Source organism: Pseudalkalibacillus decolorationis, from assembly GCF_024609785.1.
Lineage (GTDB): Bacteria > Bacillota > Bacilli > Bacillales > Fictibacillaceae > Pseudalkalibacillus > Pseudalkalibacillus decolorationis.
In genome coordinates, this window is record NZ_JANHJQ010000001.1 from 142,010 (window position 1) to 162,575 (window position 20,566).

Here is a 20,566-nt window from a genome sequence, read left to right on the forward strand (position 1 = left end):
TTATTCACCTCTGATAACGATTTCAAAAATAGGTTCCGCAAATAGCAGGATTCCTATTATAACAGCAACAAGACTGAAAATAAAGACAGAGGCTGCAGCAAGATCCTTTGCCTGCTTAGCTATTGGATGATATTCCTTTGTTACTAGATCAACCGTTCTTTCCACCGCAGAATTTATTAGTTCTAGACTAATAACAACCCCGATTGTAATAAGGAGTACCATCCATTTAACAATTCCAAATTGGAAAAGGTACGCCAGTATGATCGTCCCCACTGCGCATATACAATGAATTCTGAAATTCAATTCATTTCGCCAACCTTCTTTGATACCTTGAAAAGCATACCGAAAGCTATTAGCGACTTTATTAATCATGATCGGGTCAATCCATACGATTCCAAGATTGCTTCTTGCCTGATGAACATTTCTTTCTCCTGTTGCTCATGTATATGATCATACCCTAGAAGGTGAAGAAATCCATGAATAACAAGGAAACCAAGTTCTCTCATATACGAGTGATCATATTCTTCAGCTTGTTCTTTCGCCTTGTCTATTGAAATAATAATATCCCCTAACATTAATGGTGTAGGTGCATTTACGATGCGCGCCTCACCTTTAACTTCATCTTCAAGTGCAAATGAAATGACATCGGTAGGCTTATCGATTCCACGGTAATCAGCATTTATTTGTTGGATTTTTTCATCATTTACAAAGGTAACGGATAATTCGGCTTCATTTTGCACATTCTCTTCAATTGCAGCATGCTGTAGAAGAGCTTGAAGGTCTTCTAGGATCTCAGTTTTTAATTGGTCGGTTTCATCAAATAAATCAATTGTTAACATTATGCCTGACTCACTTTCTTTTTTTGAATTTCTTCTGGGTATTCAATTCTTGAGTGGAACATACCCTGCAACGTTTCACAAATTGTTTTGGTCACAGTTTCGAGTTCCATTAGTGTAATTGAACATTCATTAAACTGTCCATCATCAAGCCGATCAGCAATAATTTTTCGAACAAGTGTCTCAATCTTAATAGGAGTAGGCTTGGACATCGAACGGACTGCCGCTTCAACAGCATCTGCTATTCCTACAATCGCAGATTCACGACTCTGTGCTTTAGGCCCTGGGTAACGAAAATCCGATTCCGCTATGCTTTTGTCGGATTGCTTCATAGCCCGATGATAAAAATATTTTAATAACGTGGTCCCATGATGTTGTTCTGCAATTCCAATAATTTCTTTCGGTATATGATATTCTTTGAGCATTTCCGCTCCATCATACGGATGAGCGATAATAATCGTTTTGCTTAATTGCGGTGAAATTTTATCATGTGGATTCTCTATATTCATTTGATTTTCTATAAAAAAGTGCGGTCGTTTTGTCTTCCCGAGATCATGATAGTAAGAGCCAACACGGGCCAACAAACCATTTGCACCAACAGCTTCACAAGCTGCTTCAGATAAGTTCGCTACGACTACACTATGATGATAAGTACCTGGCGTCTCCATTAATAATTTTCTCAATAAAGGATGATTTGGGTTCGATAGCTCGATTAATTTCATCGACGTCAATATACCGAATCCAGCCTCGAAGAACGGCAACAGCCCAAGCGATAATACAGCTGAAATGAAACCAGATAATAATGCAAAGGCTACTTGAGAGCTTACATTCCAAAGGTTGTATTGTCCATTACTGAGAGCAAGGATAACAAAAACAACCGAAGCATTTATGAGAGCTACCCAAATGCCCGTTTTCAAAATTTTTCCTTTCACGTTCCGCTTCCCTAGAAATACAATTCCAGCTAATGAACTGAATAGAATGTAAGTACCAAAAGTAAAATTAAAAGGGCTTGTCGTACTTTCATTAAATAGCAAGCTGCCACAAATTGCAAAAACGATACTTGAAACAATTGCAATCTGCTCATTAATCAGCATTTTAATCATCATCGTCCCAAGGGCAACTGGGACTATAAACGTAATGCCCGGATAATAACCACTTAATAAGCTTGTAACTTTCAATAAAACAAGGGTCAGGGAAAACAATAATACATAGATAATTAACCCGGTATTTTCTTGTTCTTCTTTTCCTTTAAGATCCTTGAGAAAATAGATCATGAAGGCTGACATCAGAACAACAAGTGTGCCGAGACCAAAATAGGGATATGGAGAAAAGTTGTCATCCAATAGACCTACCACTTCTAATTGGTACAGGACATCTTTATTAATAAACTGTCCTTTTTTTACAAGGATTTGACCTTCCCTGATAAAGACGGGTTCCACATTATTCATTGCTTCCTCTTGAAGCTTTTTGGTCGCTTCGGCATCAAATATGTAGTTCGAAGTAATCGCACTGCTTGACAGGTCGATTAGAGCCGTTTTAATACGAGAGGGCAGGTTAGAAGAGGCAATTAAAGGTTCAACCTCTTTCTTCTTTTCTTCGATCTGACTAACCGTAATATGTTGGTTCATCACTGTCTTTATTGCAGAGGTGGCAACCTCAAGAGCAAAAGACCGTTCTGACGGTGATGCGACTATAAGAGTATGGATTGAATCATCGGTTACTTCACTTTCAATTGTATCAGGGACTGTATTACGGAAATGGTCTATTTTTTCTTCTATCGTTTTAGGAGATTCAGCTTTATCTTTTTTCTCTTCTGTTTTCGGTTCCTTTACAGTCTGAAGCTCTTCAATGGTAGCAAATAAATCCTCAACCGTTATGATTTGGTTCAAGACTTTGTTCTCATTAAATCGATATTGGTCCTCAATTGCTTCTGCTGCTTTGTCCTTTTTTCTTAGTGTCTCTTTCTCGTTCACGATTTCTATCGGGGATTGGATATCTTCCTCAGCAAATGTATACAACTTTACATCCAACTTATTTGGAATAACATTGCTTAGCATCATCGATATCATAACAATAGCAAGGGCCAAATATAATAAAAAACGGCTGATCTTGCTGTTCTCTATCTCGTTCCACTTTTTCTTTAACATTTGCAGATATTGAAGGGACATTCCATCCATCCTCTCAAGTCAATCCTTGTTCCTTATTTTAGCACGTATTTACAAGAAAAGGGACATCCACGACAGGAAAAAGAAAAATAACATCCATAGTTTTCCTTTGAAAACATACAAAAAGGAATGACCATTAATTTAGTCAATTCCTTTGTCTGTGTTCACTTATTTTGTTGGTTTTCATAGGCATTTATTATTTTTTGTACGAGTGGGTGACGCACAACATCAGATTGTTGCATATAGACAAGTCGTATTCCTTGGATATTATCGAGTAGCTTTTGTACCATGCGAAGACCTGACTCTTTGCCTTTTGGTAGATCAACCTGTGTTACGTCTCCGGTAATAATCATTTTTGAACCGAATCCGAGACGGGTTAGAAACATTTTCATTTGTTCAGGAGTCGTATTTTGGGCTTCATCCAGCAAAACAAACGCTTCGTCGAGTGTCCGCCCACGCATATATGCGAGCGGAGCAATTTCGATCGTCCCTCGATCAATAAGTCTTTCGGTATGCTCAGCCCCTAACAAATCATGGAGCGCATCATAAAGAGGCCGTAAATAGGGATCTACCTTTTCTTTAAGGTCACCTGGTAAAAATCCAAGACTTTCTCCAGCCTCTACTGCAGGCCTCGTGAGAATGATCCGTTTTATTTTACCTTCTTTCAATGCCTTAACCGCCATTACGACAGCTAAATACGTTTTTCCGGTTCCAGCAGGTCCAATCCCAAAAACAAGATCGTTCTTTTTGATTGCATTAATATAGTAGCGCTGACCAAGTGTTTTAGCTCGGATGGGCTTCCCTTTTACGTTTGTTGTAATTTCTTCCTCATATAATTGATCCAGTTCATCAAGGAGTCCTTGCTGTGCAAGCTGTATGGCATAGATGACATCTCTTGCAGTAAGCTGAGCACCCTTCTTCACTAGAATCAAAAGGGAATTTAGTACATCCTCTACTAGTTGTGCAGTTGCATCATTGCCAGAGACCGCCACTCCACCCCCACGTGTTACAATCTCCACGTCAAGCGCTTGTTCAATCGTTTTTAAGTGGGCATCATTGGGACCAAATAATGCCATTCCTTCTGATGGATTATCAATTTGTAGTTTTTTGAGGTTCAAACGTTCAGACAATATGGCTCAATCTCCTCCAATAATTGGTTGTTCTTTCGCGATGTTTTCGATCACTTTAAAATAAATGGATACGTTAACTTTACCATTGTCTACTGTATGGCGCAAAATTTTTCCACTTTTTATCGTAGCCTCATCATCCAACGTATTTCCAAGGTCTTCCCTTGCCATTTCCTTGGCTATTGCAAGCGCTTCTTTCTTTGTGTAACTTTTTGTTATTTGTTCCGCTTCCAAAAAATCCTTTTGGATATAGGAAAAAGGCGTCTCCCATTTAATAAAACGGAATGGCTTCTTATCCAGCATAAGCTCATAATTGCTATAATCGATATTCCCAAATCCCCAAACTGGTACTTTCAGTCCAAAAAGAGATACATAATGCTTTGTCGTACGTTCTCCTGTATATGTGTTATAGTTTGAACGTAATGGGACTGTTACGTCAGTTTGATACCACACTTCACCGAACACTTTACCTTTTGCAGCTACGATTCGAGTATTTTTATCTTTTCCTATAGTTCCTGAAACTAATAGTTCTCCCTTTTGAACTGTTTGATTAACTTCGACTTTCGGTAGTCCCTTTTCAATAAACATCTTTGTTATAACCGCTTTTTTATCTGCAACAAGATTTTGTGGACCTACCGATTCGACCTTTTCCGGTAGCTTTTTTTCAACTACACGAAAATGAAAAGTCGTACCTTCTAGTGTAACCCCTACCCAAGTAACCTCGTCCATTTTTTCGGTAACAAGATGCTGAACAGACCGAACATTTGGTAATGTAAATAATAACTTTCCTTTTTCAATTCCCAGTTCATTGATAATAGTACGTAAACGGTGTTCTGTCTTCGGCTCCGCCCCACTAATCTCTATATTCCACACCATATTGGATAACAGAGTGATAATGATGAGAAATATACCAAGCCCAAGAACGAAGCCACTTCGTTTAACCATTCGCTTAAGTAAAAATGGGATACCTTTCTTCTCTTGTACTTTAAATGTGCATCCACTTTTCCTTAAATAAGGTTTAATACGCAGGGCATCCTTCAAAAACATGTTTAATTCTAGTTCATTATCTTGTTTTCTTGTAATATCCCATAATAAGATGCCATTTGTTAGACAATGATTCAAAAAGGCTTCAGCATGCTCTCCTTCAACTTTAATGATAACCGTACCATAAAGATACTTTGTCCAATTTTTCTTCATGTGCCTCCTCCTAAGCGCGTTTATACGTGCGTCACGATCTCTTATTCAATATCTATGTAACGAACATCCATAATCTTACCCTCAAGTAAAATTTCTTCTGGGAGTATGGTTTTCAAAACAAAATTCTCACCCTTAATAAGCAATTCACCTTGTTCGAGTGTTAGGCGCAATTCAGTGTTGGAAAACTTTAATAAGCCTCTATGGTTTTCGATGTATATATGCAAATGACCGATCATCGTGATTCTCGGCAGGTCCATGACGACATCCGCAGGTAGTTCCAACGAACGAGTCATCCATCTTTTTAGTGTGTGTTTCAATCTCGCCATGGTTGAACCCCCTCTCATCTCATTTTTATGAACAAAACCCCAAAACTATCACCTTTAACATACAAAAAAAGAAGACCCATTGTTTCGGGCCTTCTTCTTTTGATTCATATGTTGTTTACTATATACCGCGACGATTTTTAGGCGCATAAGGTCTTTTCGCTCGAGGAGGCCCGAGTATTTCAGACCAAACGACCCCTTCTGCAACATGATTTGCGGAAGGGACCAGCCTCCCACGGGGCTTTTGAGCCTTTTTGATAACAGGCTTACGGTTTTGCTCCCTCTTCTTCTCCGGATCCAGTTTAGAACGTGTTTGCTCATATACGTGCTGCATTTCCCGACCCATCTTCATTTTTGGGTCATTACGATCAAACGTTTCCTCCGGTTCAGAAACAGTTGCTGGTTCATGCTGAACGGTCCTTTTAGGGCGGGAATTTTGTGGATTCTGCTTATCGTTATATTTTTCGAATTGTCGTTTAAAAAATGAGAACAACCCTCCAAGTATTAAAATCACAAAAAAGAGATTACTAAACACCAAGTCAAAAATTGCTTCAAGCACTAGTAAGTGCCTCCTCCACCAGAAGAATCATCTTCATCTTTTGGATCTGTCGCTTTTCCAATTGAGCCTCTCATATCTGTATCGGCCTTTATATTATGATAATTCATATAATCCATTACTCCGATATTTCCTGAACGAAGCGCTTCCGCCATCGCCAACGGCACTTCTGCTTCCGATTCAACTACTTTCGCTCTCATCTCTTCAACTTTAGCCTTCATTTCTTGCTCTTGTGCAACAGCCATCGCACGACGTTCTTCTGCTTTCGCCTGTGCAATTTTCTTGTCTGCCTCTGCTTGTTCAGTTTGCAGTTCGGCACCGATGTTCTTACCGATATCAACATCTGCAATATCAATGGACAGGATTTCAAAAGCTGTACCAGCATCTAATCCTTTTGTTAACACTGTTTGTGAAATCATATCTGGGTTTTCTAATACTTTTTTATGGTTATTCGATGAACCAATCGTCGATACGATACCTTCACCAACACGAGCTATTACAGTTTCTTCTCCTGCTCCACCAACAAGACGTTCAATGTTTGCACGTACAGTTATACGCGCCTTTGCTTTAACCTCAATTCCATCCATCGCCACACCTGCGATAAATGGAGTTTCAATTACCTTCGGGTTTACGCTCATTTGAACCGCTTCAAGTACGTCACGTCCAGCAAGGTCAATTGCTGCACAACGTTCGAAGCTTAATTCGATGTTTGCACGGTGTGCGGCAATCAGTGCATTTACAACCCTGTCGACGTTACCACCGGCTAGATAATGACTTTCCAACTGATTAATACTTAAATCAAGACCTGCCTTGACTGCTTTAATCAGTGGGTTAACTACACGTGATGGAATGACTCGTCTTAAACGCATTCCAACTAACGTAAAGATACTTACTTTAACACCAGCAGCTAATGCTGAAATCCACAACGCAACGGGAACAAACGTAAATAGAACAATAAGCGCTATAACCGCTGCAACAATAATAATGATCATTGATAACAAACCAGGATCCATAAAAAATTCCCCCTTCATTTTCTATTCTATTATTTCTCTTACAACAATACGAGAACCTTCTGTTTTAATAATTTTTATCGGTTTATTTGCAGCAATGTATCCGCCTTCTGTTACAACATCATAACGCTCATCCTCGAAAATTGCAGTTCCGGATGGACGTAACGGTGTATGTGTCCTGCCAATTGAACCAACTAACTCTGATCTTGTTTCATTTGAAATATAGCCGAGATCTTTTGATGTTGAATCAAACAATATAACCTTTCGCAATGGACCACGATATCCGTAATATTTTAAAAATATAACCGAAACAATAATCGTAGCTACCAATGCTATCAAAATAGACAATAAGATATTACTAATCGAACCACCTGCTAAAATAATACCTGTGATCATGGAAATAATGCCTCCAATGCCAAGTATACCACCAGGAACAAAGATTTCAGCGATGACCATCATAACCCCCACAATAAACAAAATTAATGATTCCCAACCGGCAAGACCTGCAATCATGTGGCCAAAAAAGAATAACAACAAAGAACTGAGACCTAAAAACCCAGGGATTCCAAAACCGGGTGTAAATAGTTCCAGAACTAGCCCGATACTACCAATTGATAATAGAATTGGTACAACGACTGGGTGAGTTACAAAACGAGCAACTTTTTCTGCAAAACTAACCTCGATATCTTCAACCTGTGCGTCAGACACTTCCAAATAGTCGAGTAATTCCTCTCGATCCGCAGCAATCGATTCGGCGTATCCCACCTCGACCGCTTGTTTAGCCGTCAATGTGAGTAGTTCACCTTTTTCCAACCCTAGCTCCTTAAGTACGATGTCTTCATCCGCCATTGCCTTTGCATATATTGGATCGCGATTATTTAAGTTCGCTGCTGCTTCCATTTCGGCAAGCCATGCGGATTGTGCCTTCTTATCTGCTGCATTTCCTTCAGAATCAATTACTGCTGCTGAACCCATCGTAGTGGAGGGCTGCATAACAATTTGATCTGCATTTAAAGCGATATAAGCTCCCGCTGATAGGGCTTGCTTTGTCACATATGCGATGACAGGCACATCTGAATCCCGTAAAATCTCTGCTATATTCCAGGCTGCATCTACCCTTCCTCCTGGTGTATCTAATTCAAGGATGAGATAATCCGCATTATTATCTTCTGCTGTTTTGACAGCACGTTTTAAAAACGACTCTAAACCTCTTTCTACTGCGTCGTGTACTGGTGCAACGTAAACAACTGGTTTAGCATTATCAGCGTGGGAAGGTTGAAACTGCAGAAGAAAAGCAGGTAATATAAAAACGCTTACATACAAAAATAATCTTATTTTGTTAACCCTATGACCCATTCGTAAAATCCCCCCTTTCATACCATTCTTATCTACGTTTGTAACATTCATTTGGTTTCATCTTTTTTGTGAGTTCTGGATGATAAATCTTCATTCTTACCGAGGTACCATAAAAAATAAGGTTGACTCTATAGAGTCAACCTTATTTAATGTATTACGATAAGTGCTTTTGTACCAATCGGTTCACGAGACCGCCATCCGCTTTTCCTTTTACTTTCGGCATGATGGCTCCCATCACTTTCCCCATATCTTGTTTAGAAGTTGCTCCAACTTGCTCCACTGTTTCTTTGACAATTTGTTCAACTTCTTCATCCGATAATTGTTCTGGGAGATACTCATTTAGTATGTCAATCTCTTGACGTTGGTTTTGGACTAAGTCATCACGACCGGCTTTTTCGAATTCCTGGAGGGAATCTTTACGCTGTTTAACTTCACGTGAAAGAACTGTTAATTCCTCTTCTTGGTTTAATTCGTGTCCAAGCTTAATCGACTCGTTTTGAAGAGAGGCCTTCACCATGCGAATGACCGTTAATTTTTGCTTTTCTTTGTTCCTCATTGCTTGTTTCATATCTTGATTCAAACGGTCAAGAAGACTCACTTTAGAACACCCTCTCTTAGAACTTACGCTTACGAGCTGCTTCAGACTTCTTCTTACGCTTTACACTAGGCTTTTCGTAATGCTTACGCTTACGTACCTCAGCCATCGTTCCTTCCTTAGAAACGTTACGCTTAAAGCGACGAAGTGCATCTTCTATAGATTCGTTCTTTCGAACATTTGTTCTAATAGACATTTATTTCCCTCCCTCCAAGCTCCTTCAAAAAGAAAAGGAGCGAAAACCATATCTCTAGACATTATAATATATGCCCTTTTTTTTCGTCAACTTTATTTAGAAATTATCCATATTTTATTTTGGTCATGCTCTACTCATCTTGTCCATAAAATGAGATAAGGTGGTGATCTTTTGTTATGACTCATATCGTTTCACTGTTTGCTGTCTATTTAATGATTTTTCTATTTGGAATGACGGTTTTACGTTTAGGGTTAAATACAGCTTCCCAACATACCTTTAAACGACTGCTTCTTCGCTATACTGACAAGACATGGAAAGGCTTTCTAATCGGCATCCTGATTACATCAGTCGTACAGAGCAGCTCTACAGTCATGGTCATCCTAGTTGGATTAGTTGCAGCAGGTTTAATGACTTTTCGACAATCGATTGGAATCATCTTAGGGACTAATATTGGTACAACCATTACCACAGAAATAATTACATTTGATTTACAGCAGATCATTGTACCCTTTCTCATTTTAGGTGCGATTTGTATCATTGTCAGGAAAAAAACACTTTTTTGTGTGGGATGCGCTTTGTTTGGGTTAGGTTGTATGTTTGTTTCAATGAATGGCTTTGAAAGCCTCGCACAACCTGTTACAAGCTTACACTGGGTTAAAGAATTTCTTCTAATGACAAATCAACACATACTGTATGGAATCGGACTAGGTACAGCAATGACTGCATTAATTCAATCAAGTACAGCTACAACAGCAATCATCATGTCATTAATGAATGAAAATATCTTATCTCTCCCATCTGGTATTTCGATCCTGCTTGGAGCAAATATAGGCACCTGCATTACAGCTCTAATAGCATCGATCGGAACTACGAGAGAGGCAAAGTTCGTCGCAATGGCTCATGTTTGGATTAACTTGATAGGGGTTTGCTTATTCATCCCATTTCTGAGCCTGTTTAGCGAAATCATATCCATATTAACACACTTGCCAGATGTACAAATTGCACACGCCAGTGTACTGTTTAATGTAATATCATCACTATTGTTATTGCCCTTCGCAGGAATCTTGTCAACATTTATAGCTAAGTTTCACGGACAAAGAGTATGAACTTGGTTTAGTCTCAAATGAAGAGTTTGATTAATAATCAGATTGGGAAGTCTCACCATTTACAATAGCAATACCGGAGCTGGCACCAATTCGTGTTGCACCTGCTTCAACCATTGCATCAACGGTTTCACGATCACGTACAGCACCACTCGCTTTAACTCCAATTTCCGGACCTACAACCTTACGCATCAAGGCAACATCTTCAACTGTAGCTCCACCTGTTGAAAAGCCAGTAGATGTTTTAACAAAATCTGCTCCAGCCTTTACCGCTAGCTCACATGCCTGTTTCTTCTCGTCGTCAGTTAAGAGACATGTTTCAATGATCACTTTTGTTAAGGCTTGGCCGCTTGCAGCTTCAACAACTGCGCGAATATCTTTTTCAACAAGCTCGTAATCTTTGCTTTTAAGAGCACTAATGTTAATGACCATATCTACCTCAGTGGCGCCTTTCTCAATGGCGTCTTTTGTTTCAAATGCTTTTGTTTCAGGAGTAGAAGCCCCTAATGGGAAACCAATAACTGTACATACTTTTACTTCTGTATCTTTCAGTATATCGTATGAAGTTTCGACCCAGGTAGGATTCACACAGACAGAAGCGAAAACATATTCTCTGGCTTCTTCACAAAGCTTAACAATATCTTCTTTCGTCGTTTCCGGTTTTAAAGCAGTGTGGTCTATCAATTTTGCAATTTTCGACATATTTATGCCATCTCCTCTGTAATTCTACTAATTATTGCTGAAAAATATTGATTTTAGTTTTTAAGCAGTAGCCGTTGTTTGATCTGCTTCCAACACACGTACGAATTGTCCATCGTTTACAGGGTAACCTGCTTTTATAACCTTTACACGAATGAGCTTACCAATCATCTCTTCAGTTGCTGGAATTCGTACCTTTAAATAATTATCCGTATAACCAATGTACATTCCACTGTCACTTGATTCCTTGTCAGCTTCTTCAGGGATAATTTCAAGAACTTCGCCTTCGAATTGGGAAGCATATTCTTTAGCAAGCTGGTTCGAAAGCTCGATTAAGCGATGAACCCGCTTATTTTTAATGTCTTCAGGAACTTGCTCTTCCATTTTCGCAGCAGGAGTACCAGTACGTTTACTAAAAGGGAAAACATGAAGCTCTGAAAACTGGTGATCTTTAATAAAGTTATAGGTTTCCATGAATTCTTCTTCCGTTTCTCCTGGGAAGCCAACAATAACATCAGATGTAATTGCCAGGCCAGGAAGTGCTTCTTTCAAACGGTTGATCCTATCCGAGAACATTTCCATGCTATACTTTCTTCTCATTCGCTTAAGGACTGAATTTGAACCCGATTGCAACGGAATATGAAGATGGCGTACAACCTTATCTGAACGATTAAGGACTTCAATGACTTCATCAGTAACTTGACTAGCTTCTATTGAGGAGATCCGCAAGCGTTTAAGCCCCTTCACCTTTTTATCAAGATCAGAAAGCAACTGAGCAAAGTTATAGTCTTTCATATCTTCACCGTAACCAGCCGTATGGATTCCAGTAAGCACGATTTCCTGATAGCCCGCATTTACAAGTTGTTGTGCTTGTTCGATAACGTGCTCAGGTTTTCTAGAGCGGAGCAACCCTCTAGCCCATGGAATAATGCAAAATGTACAGAAATTGTTGCATCCTTCTTGAATCTTAAGAGAGGCGCGGGTTCTGTCTGTAAATGCAGGGACATCTAACTCTTCGTAAACACGTGCTTTCATGATATTTCCTACGCCGTTGATCGGTTGACGCTCTTGCTTGTACTGTTCGATATAATCAAGCATTTTCACCCGATCCTGCGTGCCAACCACCACATCAACTCCAGGAATCGCCATAATTTCTGCAGGTGATGTTTGCGCATAGCAACCAGTAACACAAATGACGGCATCTGGATTTTTCCGAATCGCACGACGAATAACCTGTCGACTCTTCTTATCTCCAGTGTTTGTTACCGTACATGTATTAATTACATATACATCGGCACGTTTTTCATAATCAGTCCGTTCATAACCTTCACTTTGAAACAACTGCCAGATTGCTTCTGTTTCATAGTGATTAACTTTACAACCCAATGTGTGAAATGCTACTGAAGGCATAATAAAGGTCACCTCAATAATTCAAATTGATATGATATAGCGGACAGCACGTAAATTCCAGCTGTTTCCGTTCTTAAAATACGTGGCCCCAATCCGCACGTAACGAATCCTGCTAATTGCAGAGCTTTGACTTCCTCATCAGTGAGTCCACCCTCTGGCCCGATAATGACTAGAATGCGATCTCGGGAACTATCGGCGTTTATAAGCAGGTTTGCAAGCCTTGTTGTTTCATTGGCTTTTGCTTCTTCTTCAAACGCGACAATTTTGATTGTGTAAGATTCACCAATCGATAGAAGGTCTTCAAAGGAAACGGGTTCTCTACATTCAGGCATAAGACTCCGGTGTGATTGCTCAGCTGCTTCTTTAATAATTTTTTGCAGCCGTTCTGTTTTCTTTTTCGCTTTTTTTTGATCCCACTTTACAATGGATCTAGATGCCTGGTAAGGAATAAATTGATTGGCGCCTAACTCCGTTCCTTTTTGAACAATCATTTCTAACTTATCGTGCTTCGGTAAGCCCTGTGCAATCGTTACAGGAATAGGCAATTCATTGTGTTCTTCAATCCATTTCTCAATAGATAGTACAACACTAGAATCCGTAATTTCATTGATCCGACATAAGGCAACTCGATGATCATTGTCACTACATACTATATGATCTCCAAGGGACATTCTCATAACCTTTGCTATGTGCTTTACATCTTCGCCTACAATCTCAACCCTTGATTCAGTCATTTGTTCGGTGGAAACAAAATATCGTTGCATTTATTATTCCCCTGTCTGCAAGGGGTTCTGCTGTGGCTTAGAAGCGATAAACGCAACCCAATCTTCCATAAGGAGCGTTTCTTCGATAATGAACCCACTTTTAATAAGCGATTGTTTAACCTCATCCTTTTTCCCACGAATTATACCGGATGTGATAAACTTCCCGTTTGGCTTTAAGACATTGAATGCATCTTGATCAAATCTCAGTATAATTTCAGCAAGTATGTTAGCCACAATCACATCATACGGACCTTTTATATGATCAAGTAAATTATTTTGGCGAACAGAAATTCGATCTTGCTCTTTATTTAACTTACTATTTAATCGAGCACTATTTACCGCAACTTCATCAAGATCCATTGCCTCAACATGTTCAGCGCCGAGCTTTGCTGCAGCAATACTCAGTACACCTGAACCTGTACCAACGTCTACAACATGAGCTCCAGGCCGAATCGTTTTCTCTAGAGCTTGGATACACATTACAGTTGTTGGGTGTGTTCCTGTCCCAAACGCCATTCCGGGATCCAGTTCAACGATGATTTCATCCGTACTGACTGTATCATACTCCTCCCAAGTAGGGATGATTGTAACCCGTTCTGATATTTTTACAGGCTTATAATACTTTTTCCAAGCAGTTGCCCACTCCTCTTCATTCACTTCACTTATGGTAATCTTGTTGTGGCCAAGATCGATATCATAAAGGAGCAGGCCGTTAATTGCTTCTTTAATTTCGTCTACTGTTTCACCAAGAAAACTGGTTACGGATAAGTATGCCTTGACAATGACTCCTTCTGTCGGATAATCATCAGGATTAAGCTGGTAGATCTCACCGAAAGAAGTATCCCTCTCTTTTACAAGATCATGGGGGTCTTCGATTACAACACCGCTCGCACCAGACTCATGAAGGATATTTGAAATCGGTTCAACCGCTTCTTGAGTAGTATGAATACTAATTTCTGACCATTTCATAAGATCTACCAACTTCCTTTCCTTATTCGCCCTTAAATGCCCTTCTCACCTTGCTAAACAAATTATCATGTTGTTCATCAACTGACTCTCCGCTTAGTTCTGCAAATTCACGCAGCAATGTACGTTGTCGCTCGTCAAGGTTTTTAGGCGTGATAACTTTCACTTTAACATGCTGATCCCCTTGACCATGTCCACGAACATTAGGAACGCCCTTACCTCGTAATCGGAAGCTTGTTCCTGACTGTGTACCAGCAGGAATTTTCAGCTTAACTTTACCATGGAGAGTAGGTATTTCAATCTCGTCGCCTAGTGTAACCTGTGTAAAGGTTAATGGCATGTCTACAAAGATATCGTCCCCGTCTCTATTGTAAAATTCGTGTGGTGAAACCCGAGCAACCACATATAAATCACCTGCAGGTCCACCATTTTCACCAGGTTCGCCTTTTCCAGTAACTCGTATTTGTTGTCCGTGATCAATACCAGCAGGCATTTTTATATGAATTTTCTTTTCTTTACGTACTTTACCTTTTCCACTACAAGTTGAACATTTTTCTTTAATAAACTTGCCTGTACCATTACAGTGATGGCATACACGACGGTTTACAACACGACCAAATGGTGTATTTTGCTCCACATTTAGCTGGCCGCTTCCTCCGCAATGAGAGCATGTTTCTGGTTTTGTTCCTGGCTTAGCGCCCGATCCAAAACATGTATCACATTCCTCTTCTTTCGGAATATGAATATCGGTTTCTTTTCCAAACACAGCTTCTTCAAACGTTAGAGTCATCGTATATTGAAGATCTGCGCCTTGTCTCGGAGCGTTCGGATTACGTCGACCGCCGCCGCCAAAGAACATATCAAATATATCTCCAAATCCACCGCCAAAGTCTCCACCGCCACCTCCGAATCCTTGGTTCGGATCCGTGTGCCCGAACTGATCGTAATGGGCTTTCTTCTGCGGGTCACTAAGAACATCATAAGCTTCCTTAACTTCTTTAAATTTTTGCTCTGCATCCGGTTCTTTGTTTACATCCGGATGATACTTTCTCGCGAGCTTCCGATAAGCTTTTTTCATCTCATCAGTCGAAGTGTTTTGCTCCACCCCTAAGACTTCGTAATAGTCTCGCTTACTCAATACACTCACTCCCGGTTCCTTTTACATAACGATTATCATATCACTATTTTCGAAGATTCTGCAACTATATACTAAGAAAAGCGCAAGCGCCCTGTCTAGCCACGAAGGTCACTGGAAGACCGACGAGGAGGCTGTCGCCGCCGCAGGAGGTCTGAAGTGATCCAAGTGGCTGGGTGCTGGAGCTAGACATTACATCTATGCATCAAAAAGTTATACTTTCTATTTGCAAAAAGAAAGTCAAAGTCAAGAAAACTGACTTTGACTTTTCTTTTATTTAGAGCACTTACTTTTGTTTATTCTCGTCGTCAACTTCCTCATACTCAGCATCTACAACATCATCGTCTGCTTTGTTATCTGTTCCACCTTGTTGGTCTTGTGCAGCTTGAGCTTGTTGTGCTGCTTGCTCATATAATTTCGTAGAAAGCTCTTGAACAATCGTTTGAAGCTCATCCTTAGAAGTTCTGATTGCTTCAAGATCATCGCCTTCTAACGCTGTTTTCACCTTATCCTTTGCTTCATTGGCTTTAGTTACGTCCGCTTCATCCACATTTCCTTCAAGGTCTTTTAACGTTTTCTCTGTAGTAAATACGAGTTGATCTGCTTCGTTACGAAGATCTACTTCCTCACGGCGTTTTTTGTCTGCGTCCGCATTTTCTTCTGCATCCTTCACCATTTTTTCGATTTCATCATCAGATAATCCTGAAGAAGAAGTGATCGTGATAGATTGTTCTTTGTTTGTTCCAAGATCTTTTGCTTTTACGTTCACGATACCGTTCGCATCAATATCGAAGCTAACCTCGATTTGCGGTACTCCACGTGGTGCTGCCGGGATGTCATTTAATTGGAAGCGTCCCAATGTTTTGTTATCTGCAGCCATTTCACGCTCACCCTGTAGAACATGAATATCGACAGAAGGTTGGTTATCTGCAGCTGTTGAGAAGGTTTGCGACTTACTTGTAGGAATTGTTGTATTACGGTCGATTAACTTCGTAGATACACCACCCATTGTTTCAATACCAAGTGATAATGGAGTAACATCAAGTAGGACTACGTCTTTCACATCCCCAGTTAACACACCCGCTTGAACAGCTGCACCAAGTGCAACCACTTCATCAGGGTTAACCCCTTTGTGTGGATCCTTTCCGGTAATCTTTTTGATTGCCTCTTGAACCGCAGGGATACGAGTAGATCCCCCGACAAGAACGACTTTATCAACATCAGATGGTGTCAGACCAGCATCTTTAAGAGCTTGACGTGTTGGCCCCATTGTACGTTCTACTAGGCCTGATGTGATTTCATCGAATTTAGCCCGCGTTAAGTTTACTTCAAGGTGCTTAGGTCCAGCAGAATCTGCAGTAATAAACGGCAACGAGATTTGCGTTTGAGTCACACCAGAAAGGTCTTTTTTCGCCTTTTCAGCCGCATCCTTCAAACGTTGAAGTGCCATTTTATCCTGGGAAAGGTCAATTCCATTTTCCTTTTTAAACTCACTAATAAGGAAATCAATAATCTTTTCGTCGAAGTCATCTCCACCAAGTGCGTTGTCACCAGATGTTGCTTTTACTTCGAAAAACCCATCTCCAAGTTCTAATAAAGAAACGTCAAATGTTCCACCACCAAGGTCATAAACAAGGATGGTTTGATCTTCCGATTTTTCAAGGCCGTATGCAAGTGCTGCTGCAGTAGGTTCATTAATGATACGTTCAACCTCTAGCCCTGCAATTTTACCCGCATCCTTTGTTGCTTGACGTTGAGAATCATTGAAATACGCTGGTACAGTGATGACTGCTTTTGTTACTTTTTCCCCTAAATATGCTTCTGCATCAGACTTTAACTTCTGAAGAATAATCGCAGAAATTTCTTGTGGTGTAAATTCTTTTCCCTCTGCTTCAACTTTGTAGTCTGTACCGATATGGCGCTTTATAGAGATAATCGTATTTGGATTTGTAATTGCCTGACGCTTTGCAACCTCACCAACTAGACGCTCGCCTTCTTTAAACGCTACAACAGATGGAGTTGTACGATTCCCTTCTGGGTTCGGAATTACTGTTGCTTCCCCACCCTCCATAACTGCGATACAAGAATTTGTTGTACCTAGATCGATTCCGATAACTTTACTCATTACAATATAACCTCCTATAAAATATGTAACGCTATTGTTTTGCGTTGACTTTAACCATAGCTGGTCGAATTACGCGATCTTTTAATTGATAGCCCTTTTGTAGCACTTCAACGACCACATTATCATCGTGATCATCACTTTGGACCTGCATGACAGCCTGATGAAGATGTGGATCAAATAGTTCCTTTTCCGCCTTGATTTCTTCTGCTCCTTCTTTACGAAGAGCTTCAACCAATTGGTTATAAACCATCTGCAATCCTTGAACCAACGACTTAGATTGTTCATCATTTGTCTGTGCAGATAATGCACGTTCAAAGTTATCAAGAACAGGAAGAAGTTCTTCAACTAATCCTTGAGCACGATATTTGGCTGCTGCCTCACGTTCTTCACGAGTACGGCGTCGAAAATTATCATAATCAGCTTGAGTACGAAGTAAACGGTTTTTTGTTTCCTCAATTTCCTGTTCTAAGCTTTGGATATGAGTATCCTCTAAGGTAGTTTCATCCTGCTCTACTGTGTCCGTTACTTCTTCCTCAGGTTGTTGTTCATCCTCTTGACCTTCTGTATTTATATCCATCGTTTCGGTTTGTTCCTTTTTCTCTTCCATTTGTTTCACCTCCCTGTTCAAATAGAAAAATGTATAATTAGCTATTATTTCGGTTGCTCTTATACAGGTATTTCCACTATTATTTTGAATAATACCGATCTGTAAGAACTCTCGTTAAGTCTTTTGAGAGAAGATCGAGCAATCCGATAACCCTGGGATATTCCATCCGAGTTGGACCAAGTATTGCTAGTGTCCCCATGTGCTGTCCACCAATTGAATAGCTCGCTGTAATTAAACTACAGCTTTTCATTTCTTTTAGCAGGTTTTCAGCTCCAATTTTGACCTTAATACCAGTCGAGTCATCCTGATGGAGGAGCTGTTGCACAAGATCGTACTGTTCAATTGCGTTGTATAGCGCCTTCACCTTTTCAACATCTTGAAACTCTGGTTGGTTCAGAATGTTGGTCTTTCCACCATAATAGACTTTATCCGATTTTTCAGTTTGAAACAACTGTACTAAGAAATCAAGAATTTTTTCATAATTATTTAAATGAGTGAGCAGCAAGCCTTCAACCTCTTCAACCAACTTACTTTTTAGTTGTGAGAATGGAACGCCTTGCAAGCGGTCATTTAGAATATTAACGGTTCGCTCGAGATCAGAAGCATCCATGTCTATAGGTAAATCAACTGTATACTTTTCAACATGACCTGTATCCGTAATTAAAATGATAACCGCTGTTCCTATGGAAATAGGAACAATCTGCAGATGTTTTAATTTCGTTTCGTACACTTCTGGTCCGAGGATGATCGACGTATATTTTGTGATTTCAGACAGCATTTTTGCTGAATGCTCAATTAACAACTCGAGCTCAGACATCTTATCATGAAAAAGTGAATGGATTTGCTGCAAATCTGAATTGGTTACATTTACAGGAGCCAGCAAATGATCAACGTAAAAACGGTATCCTTTCTCAGAAGGAATTCTCCCAGATGATATATGTGTTTTTTCAATAAAACCCATATCTTCAAGGTCAGCGAGTTCGTTACGTATCGTGGCAGAACTAAATGTTATATCCTGTCTTTTTGAGATACTTCTGGAACCAAGTGGCTCTGCATTCCTTATATACTCATCAATAAGGATTTGGAGAATTAGTAGCTGGCGATTCGTTAACATCTGGCCTCACCTCCTTGTTAGCACTCGAGATGATTGAGTGCTAATTCTACTTTATAAATTACCAAAACCGAAATCAATTTGTCAATGTTTTAATCTAGCCCAATAAATTCTTGGAAAACCTCATTTCCAAGAAATGTACCGCGTTCAGTTAATCGGATTGATTCAGAGGTGCTTATGATTAATTCTCGCTGAACCAATTTACGGATTTGCTCTGAGAATACATCTTCTAGTTCAATAGAAAATTTTCGATAAAACGTTTCTTTACTTACACCTTCCATTTTCCTCAGTCCAAGAAAAACCTCTTCTTCCATACGTTCGTCCTTTGTTAAATGCGTTTGTTCTCGTAGTGGCAGCTCCCCGTTTTTGATCTTGCGAATATAGTGAGGGAGAGGCTTGACATTCTGATAGCGATTTTGAGAAAGATACCCGTGGGCTCCAGCCCCGATCCCATAATATTCATCATTGTTCCAATACACGAGGTTATGCTTACTTTCATACCCTTCACGACCAAAGTTACTTACCTCATATTGTGTATAACCGTTCAATTTCATGCTTTTAATAAGATACTCGAACATATCCGCTTCTAAGTCTTCACCTGGCAATGGAAGCTTCCCAGAACGTTGTCTATTAAAAAAAACCGTTTGTTTCTCAATTTGAAGGGAATAAGCAGAAATATGCGGGACATTTAAATGAAGCGCCTTTTGCACCGAATCTTGAAACATCTCAAGGGTTTGCCCCGGAAGACCAAACATCAAATCGATTGAAAGATCTTCAAGTCCATATTGTTGAGCAGTTTCAATCATTTTAATTACATCCGCACTTCGATGGGTTCGATTTAATGCTTTGAGCAGATCGTCTTGGAAAGCTTGAACACCAATACTTAAACGATTGACTCCTGCCTTCTTAAGTATCCCAAGTTTGCCCCGATCGGTAACGGCTGGGTTGGCTTCCACTGTATACTCGACCTTAGAAAGATCTGGTTGAAAAGATTGTTGGACAATATGAAGCATTCTTTCCAATTGCTTCTCATTTAATGCGGTCGGTGTGCCACCTCCAATATAGATAGATGTAATATTTTCAAACGGATGTTCTTTGATTAGTCGCTTAGTTTCGTTTTCCATTGCATTTAAATAATCATCAACAGGCTGACCCTCTATTAAAAATTTATTGAAGTCACAATAATGACAGATCTGTTCACAAAAGGGGATATGAATATAAACCGCCTTTGCCATGTTTACCACAACTTTCTCTTTAAACTCTGTCTACTTCAAACTGGAAGAGG

At 39.8% G+C, this 20,566-nt stretch carries 21 protein-coding genes; 1 reads left to right on the top strand and 20 read right to left on the bottom strand.

All coding sequences use genetic code 11. The features are described 5' to 3' along the window. From NON16_RS00690 to rpsU, 11 genes are all read right to left on the bottom strand, one after another. Entirely contained in the window at positions 1–372 is a 372-nt protein-coding gene (locus NON16_RS00690) for a diacylglycerol kinase family protein (RefSeq protein WP_257346035.1), read from the bottom strand. Continuing rightward, complete coding sequence (gene ybeY, locus NON16_RS00695) at positions 369–842, bottom strand: rRNA maturation RNase YbeY (protein ID WP_257346625.1); 474 nt, start codon at positions 840–842, stop codon at positions 369–371. The genes NON16_RS00690 and ybeY overlap by 4 nt, the downstream gene beginning before the upstream one ends. Continuing rightward, positions 839–3,004 (bottom strand): HD family phosphohydrolase, encoded by a 2,166-nt coding sequence (locus NON16_RS00700; protein ID WP_257346037.1) that lies wholly within the window; start codon positions 3,002–3,004, stop codon positions 839–841. The genes ybeY and NON16_RS00700 overlap by 4 nt, the downstream gene beginning before the upstream one ends. 161 nt (positions 3,005–3,165) lie before the next feature. Next, positions 3,166–4,131, bottom strand: coding sequence for a PhoH family protein (locus NON16_RS00705; protein WP_372508712.1), 966 nt, complete (start codon positions 4,129–4,131; stop codon positions 3,166–3,168). A gap of 6 nt (positions 4,132–4,137) precedes the next feature. Next, a complete protein-coding gene (gene yqfD / locus NON16_RS00710) occupies positions 4,138–5,325 on the bottom strand; it encodes a sporulation protein YqfD (protein ID WP_257346039.1) in 1,188 nt (395 codons plus the stop codon). Between the two features lie 41 nt (positions 5,326–5,366). Further along, the gene (yqfC, locus tag NON16_RS00715; RefSeq protein ID WP_257346041.1) at positions 5,367–5,651 is read right to left on the bottom strand and encodes a sporulation protein YqfC; all 285 of its coding nucleotides are present in this window, start codon (positions 5,649–5,651) and stop codon (positions 5,367–5,369) included. A 118-nt stretch (positions 5,652–5,769) separates the two neighbouring features. Further along, positions 5,770–6,207, bottom strand: coding sequence for a hypothetical protein (locus NON16_RS00720; RefSeq protein ID WP_257346043.1), 438 nt, complete (start codon positions 6,205–6,207; stop codon positions 5,770–5,772). Continuing rightward, entirely contained in the window at positions 6,207–7,217 is a 1,011-nt protein-coding gene (gene floA / locus NON16_RS00725; protein WP_257346044.1) for a flotillin-like protein FloA, read from the bottom strand. The genes NON16_RS00720 and floA overlap by 1 nt, the downstream gene beginning before the upstream one ends. A 21-nt stretch (positions 7,218–7,238) precedes the next feature. Next, a complete protein-coding gene (locus tag NON16_RS00730) occupies positions 7,239–8,570 on the bottom strand; it encodes an NfeD family protein (protein WP_372508719.1) in 1,332 nt (443 codons plus the stop codon). 154 nt (positions 8,571–8,724) lie between these two features. After that, complete coding sequence (locus tag NON16_RS00735; RefSeq protein ID WP_257346049.1) at positions 8,725–9,168, bottom strand: GatB/YqeY domain-containing protein; 444 nt, start codon at positions 9,166–9,168, stop codon at positions 8,725–8,727. A 16-nt stretch (positions 9,169–9,184) separates the two neighbouring features. Continuing rightward, a complete protein-coding gene (gene rpsU, locus NON16_RS00740; protein ID WP_257346050.1) occupies positions 9,185–9,361 on the bottom strand; it encodes a 30S ribosomal protein S21 in 177 nt (58 codons plus the stop codon). Positions 9,362–9,537: 176 nt separating this feature from the next. Between rpsU and NON16_RS00745 the strand changes: the two genes are divergently transcribed. Further along, the gene (locus NON16_RS00745; RefSeq protein ID WP_257346053.1) at positions 9,538–10,467 is read left to right on the top strand and encodes a Na/Pi symporter; all 930 of its coding nucleotides are present in this window, start codon (positions 9,538–9,540) and stop codon (positions 10,465–10,467) included. 30 nt (positions 10,468–10,497) lie between these two features. On the opposite strand, the gene deoC is transcribed toward NON16_RS00745, so the two are convergent. From deoC to hemW, 9 genes are all read right to left on the bottom strand, one after another. Then, on the bottom strand, positions 10,498–11,166 hold the full coding sequence (gene deoC, locus NON16_RS00750; RefSeq protein ID WP_257346056.1) for a deoxyribose-phosphate aldolase: 669 nt from the start codon (positions 11,164–11,166) through the stop codon (positions 10,498–10,500). Positions 11,167–11,226: 60 nt separating this feature from the next. Further along, positions 11,227–12,573 carry a tRNA (N(6)-L-threonylcarbamoyladenosine(37)-C(2))-methylthiotransferase MtaB gene (gene mtaB / locus NON16_RS00755; protein WP_257346060.1) on the bottom strand — a complete coding sequence of 449 codons (1,347 nt, stop codon included), beginning with the start codon at positions 12,571–12,573 and terminating at the stop codon, positions 11,227–11,229. A gap of 8 nt (positions 12,574–12,581) precedes the next feature. Continuing rightward, entirely contained in the window at positions 12,582–13,337 is a 756-nt protein-coding gene (locus NON16_RS00760; protein ID WP_257346063.1) for a 16S rRNA (uracil(1498)-N(3))-methyltransferase, read from the bottom strand. 3 nt (positions 13,338–13,340) lie between these two features. Next, positions 13,341–14,306, bottom strand: coding sequence for a 50S ribosomal protein L11 methyltransferase (gene prmA / locus NON16_RS00765; protein WP_257346066.1), 966 nt, complete (start codon positions 14,304–14,306; stop codon positions 13,341–13,343). A gap of 22 nt (positions 14,307–14,328) precedes the next feature. Then, positions 14,329–15,441 carry a molecular chaperone DnaJ gene (gene dnaJ / locus NON16_RS00770; RefSeq protein WP_257346069.1) on the bottom strand — a complete coding sequence of 371 codons (1,113 nt, stop codon included), beginning with the start codon at positions 15,439–15,441 and terminating at the stop codon, positions 14,329–14,331. A 283-nt stretch (positions 15,442–15,724) separates the two neighbouring features. Beyond that, positions 15,725–17,563, bottom strand: a complete 1,839-nt coding sequence (gene dnaK / locus NON16_RS00775; protein ID WP_257346072.1) for a molecular chaperone DnaK — start codon at positions 17,561–17,563, stop codon at positions 15,725–15,727. Between the two features lie 31 nt (positions 17,564–17,594). Continuing rightward, complete coding sequence (grpE, locus tag NON16_RS00780; RefSeq protein WP_257346075.1) at positions 17,595–18,170, bottom strand: nucleotide exchange factor GrpE; 576 nt, start codon at positions 18,168–18,170, stop codon at positions 17,595–17,597. A gap of 79 nt (positions 18,171–18,249) precedes the next feature. Continuing rightward, positions 18,250–19,284: a heat-inducible transcriptional repressor HrcA gene (gene hrcA, locus NON16_RS00785; protein WP_257346078.1), complete on the bottom strand. Its 1,035-nt coding sequence runs from the start codon at positions 19,282–19,284 to the stop codon at positions 18,250–18,252. 89 nt (positions 19,285–19,373) lie between these two features. Further along, positions 19,374–20,516: a radical SAM family heme chaperone HemW gene (hemW, locus tag NON16_RS00790; protein WP_257346081.1), complete on the bottom strand. Its 1,143-nt coding sequence runs from the start codon at positions 20,514–20,516 to the stop codon at positions 19,374–19,376. Between the last annotated feature and the right edge of the window lie 50 nt (positions 20,517–20,566).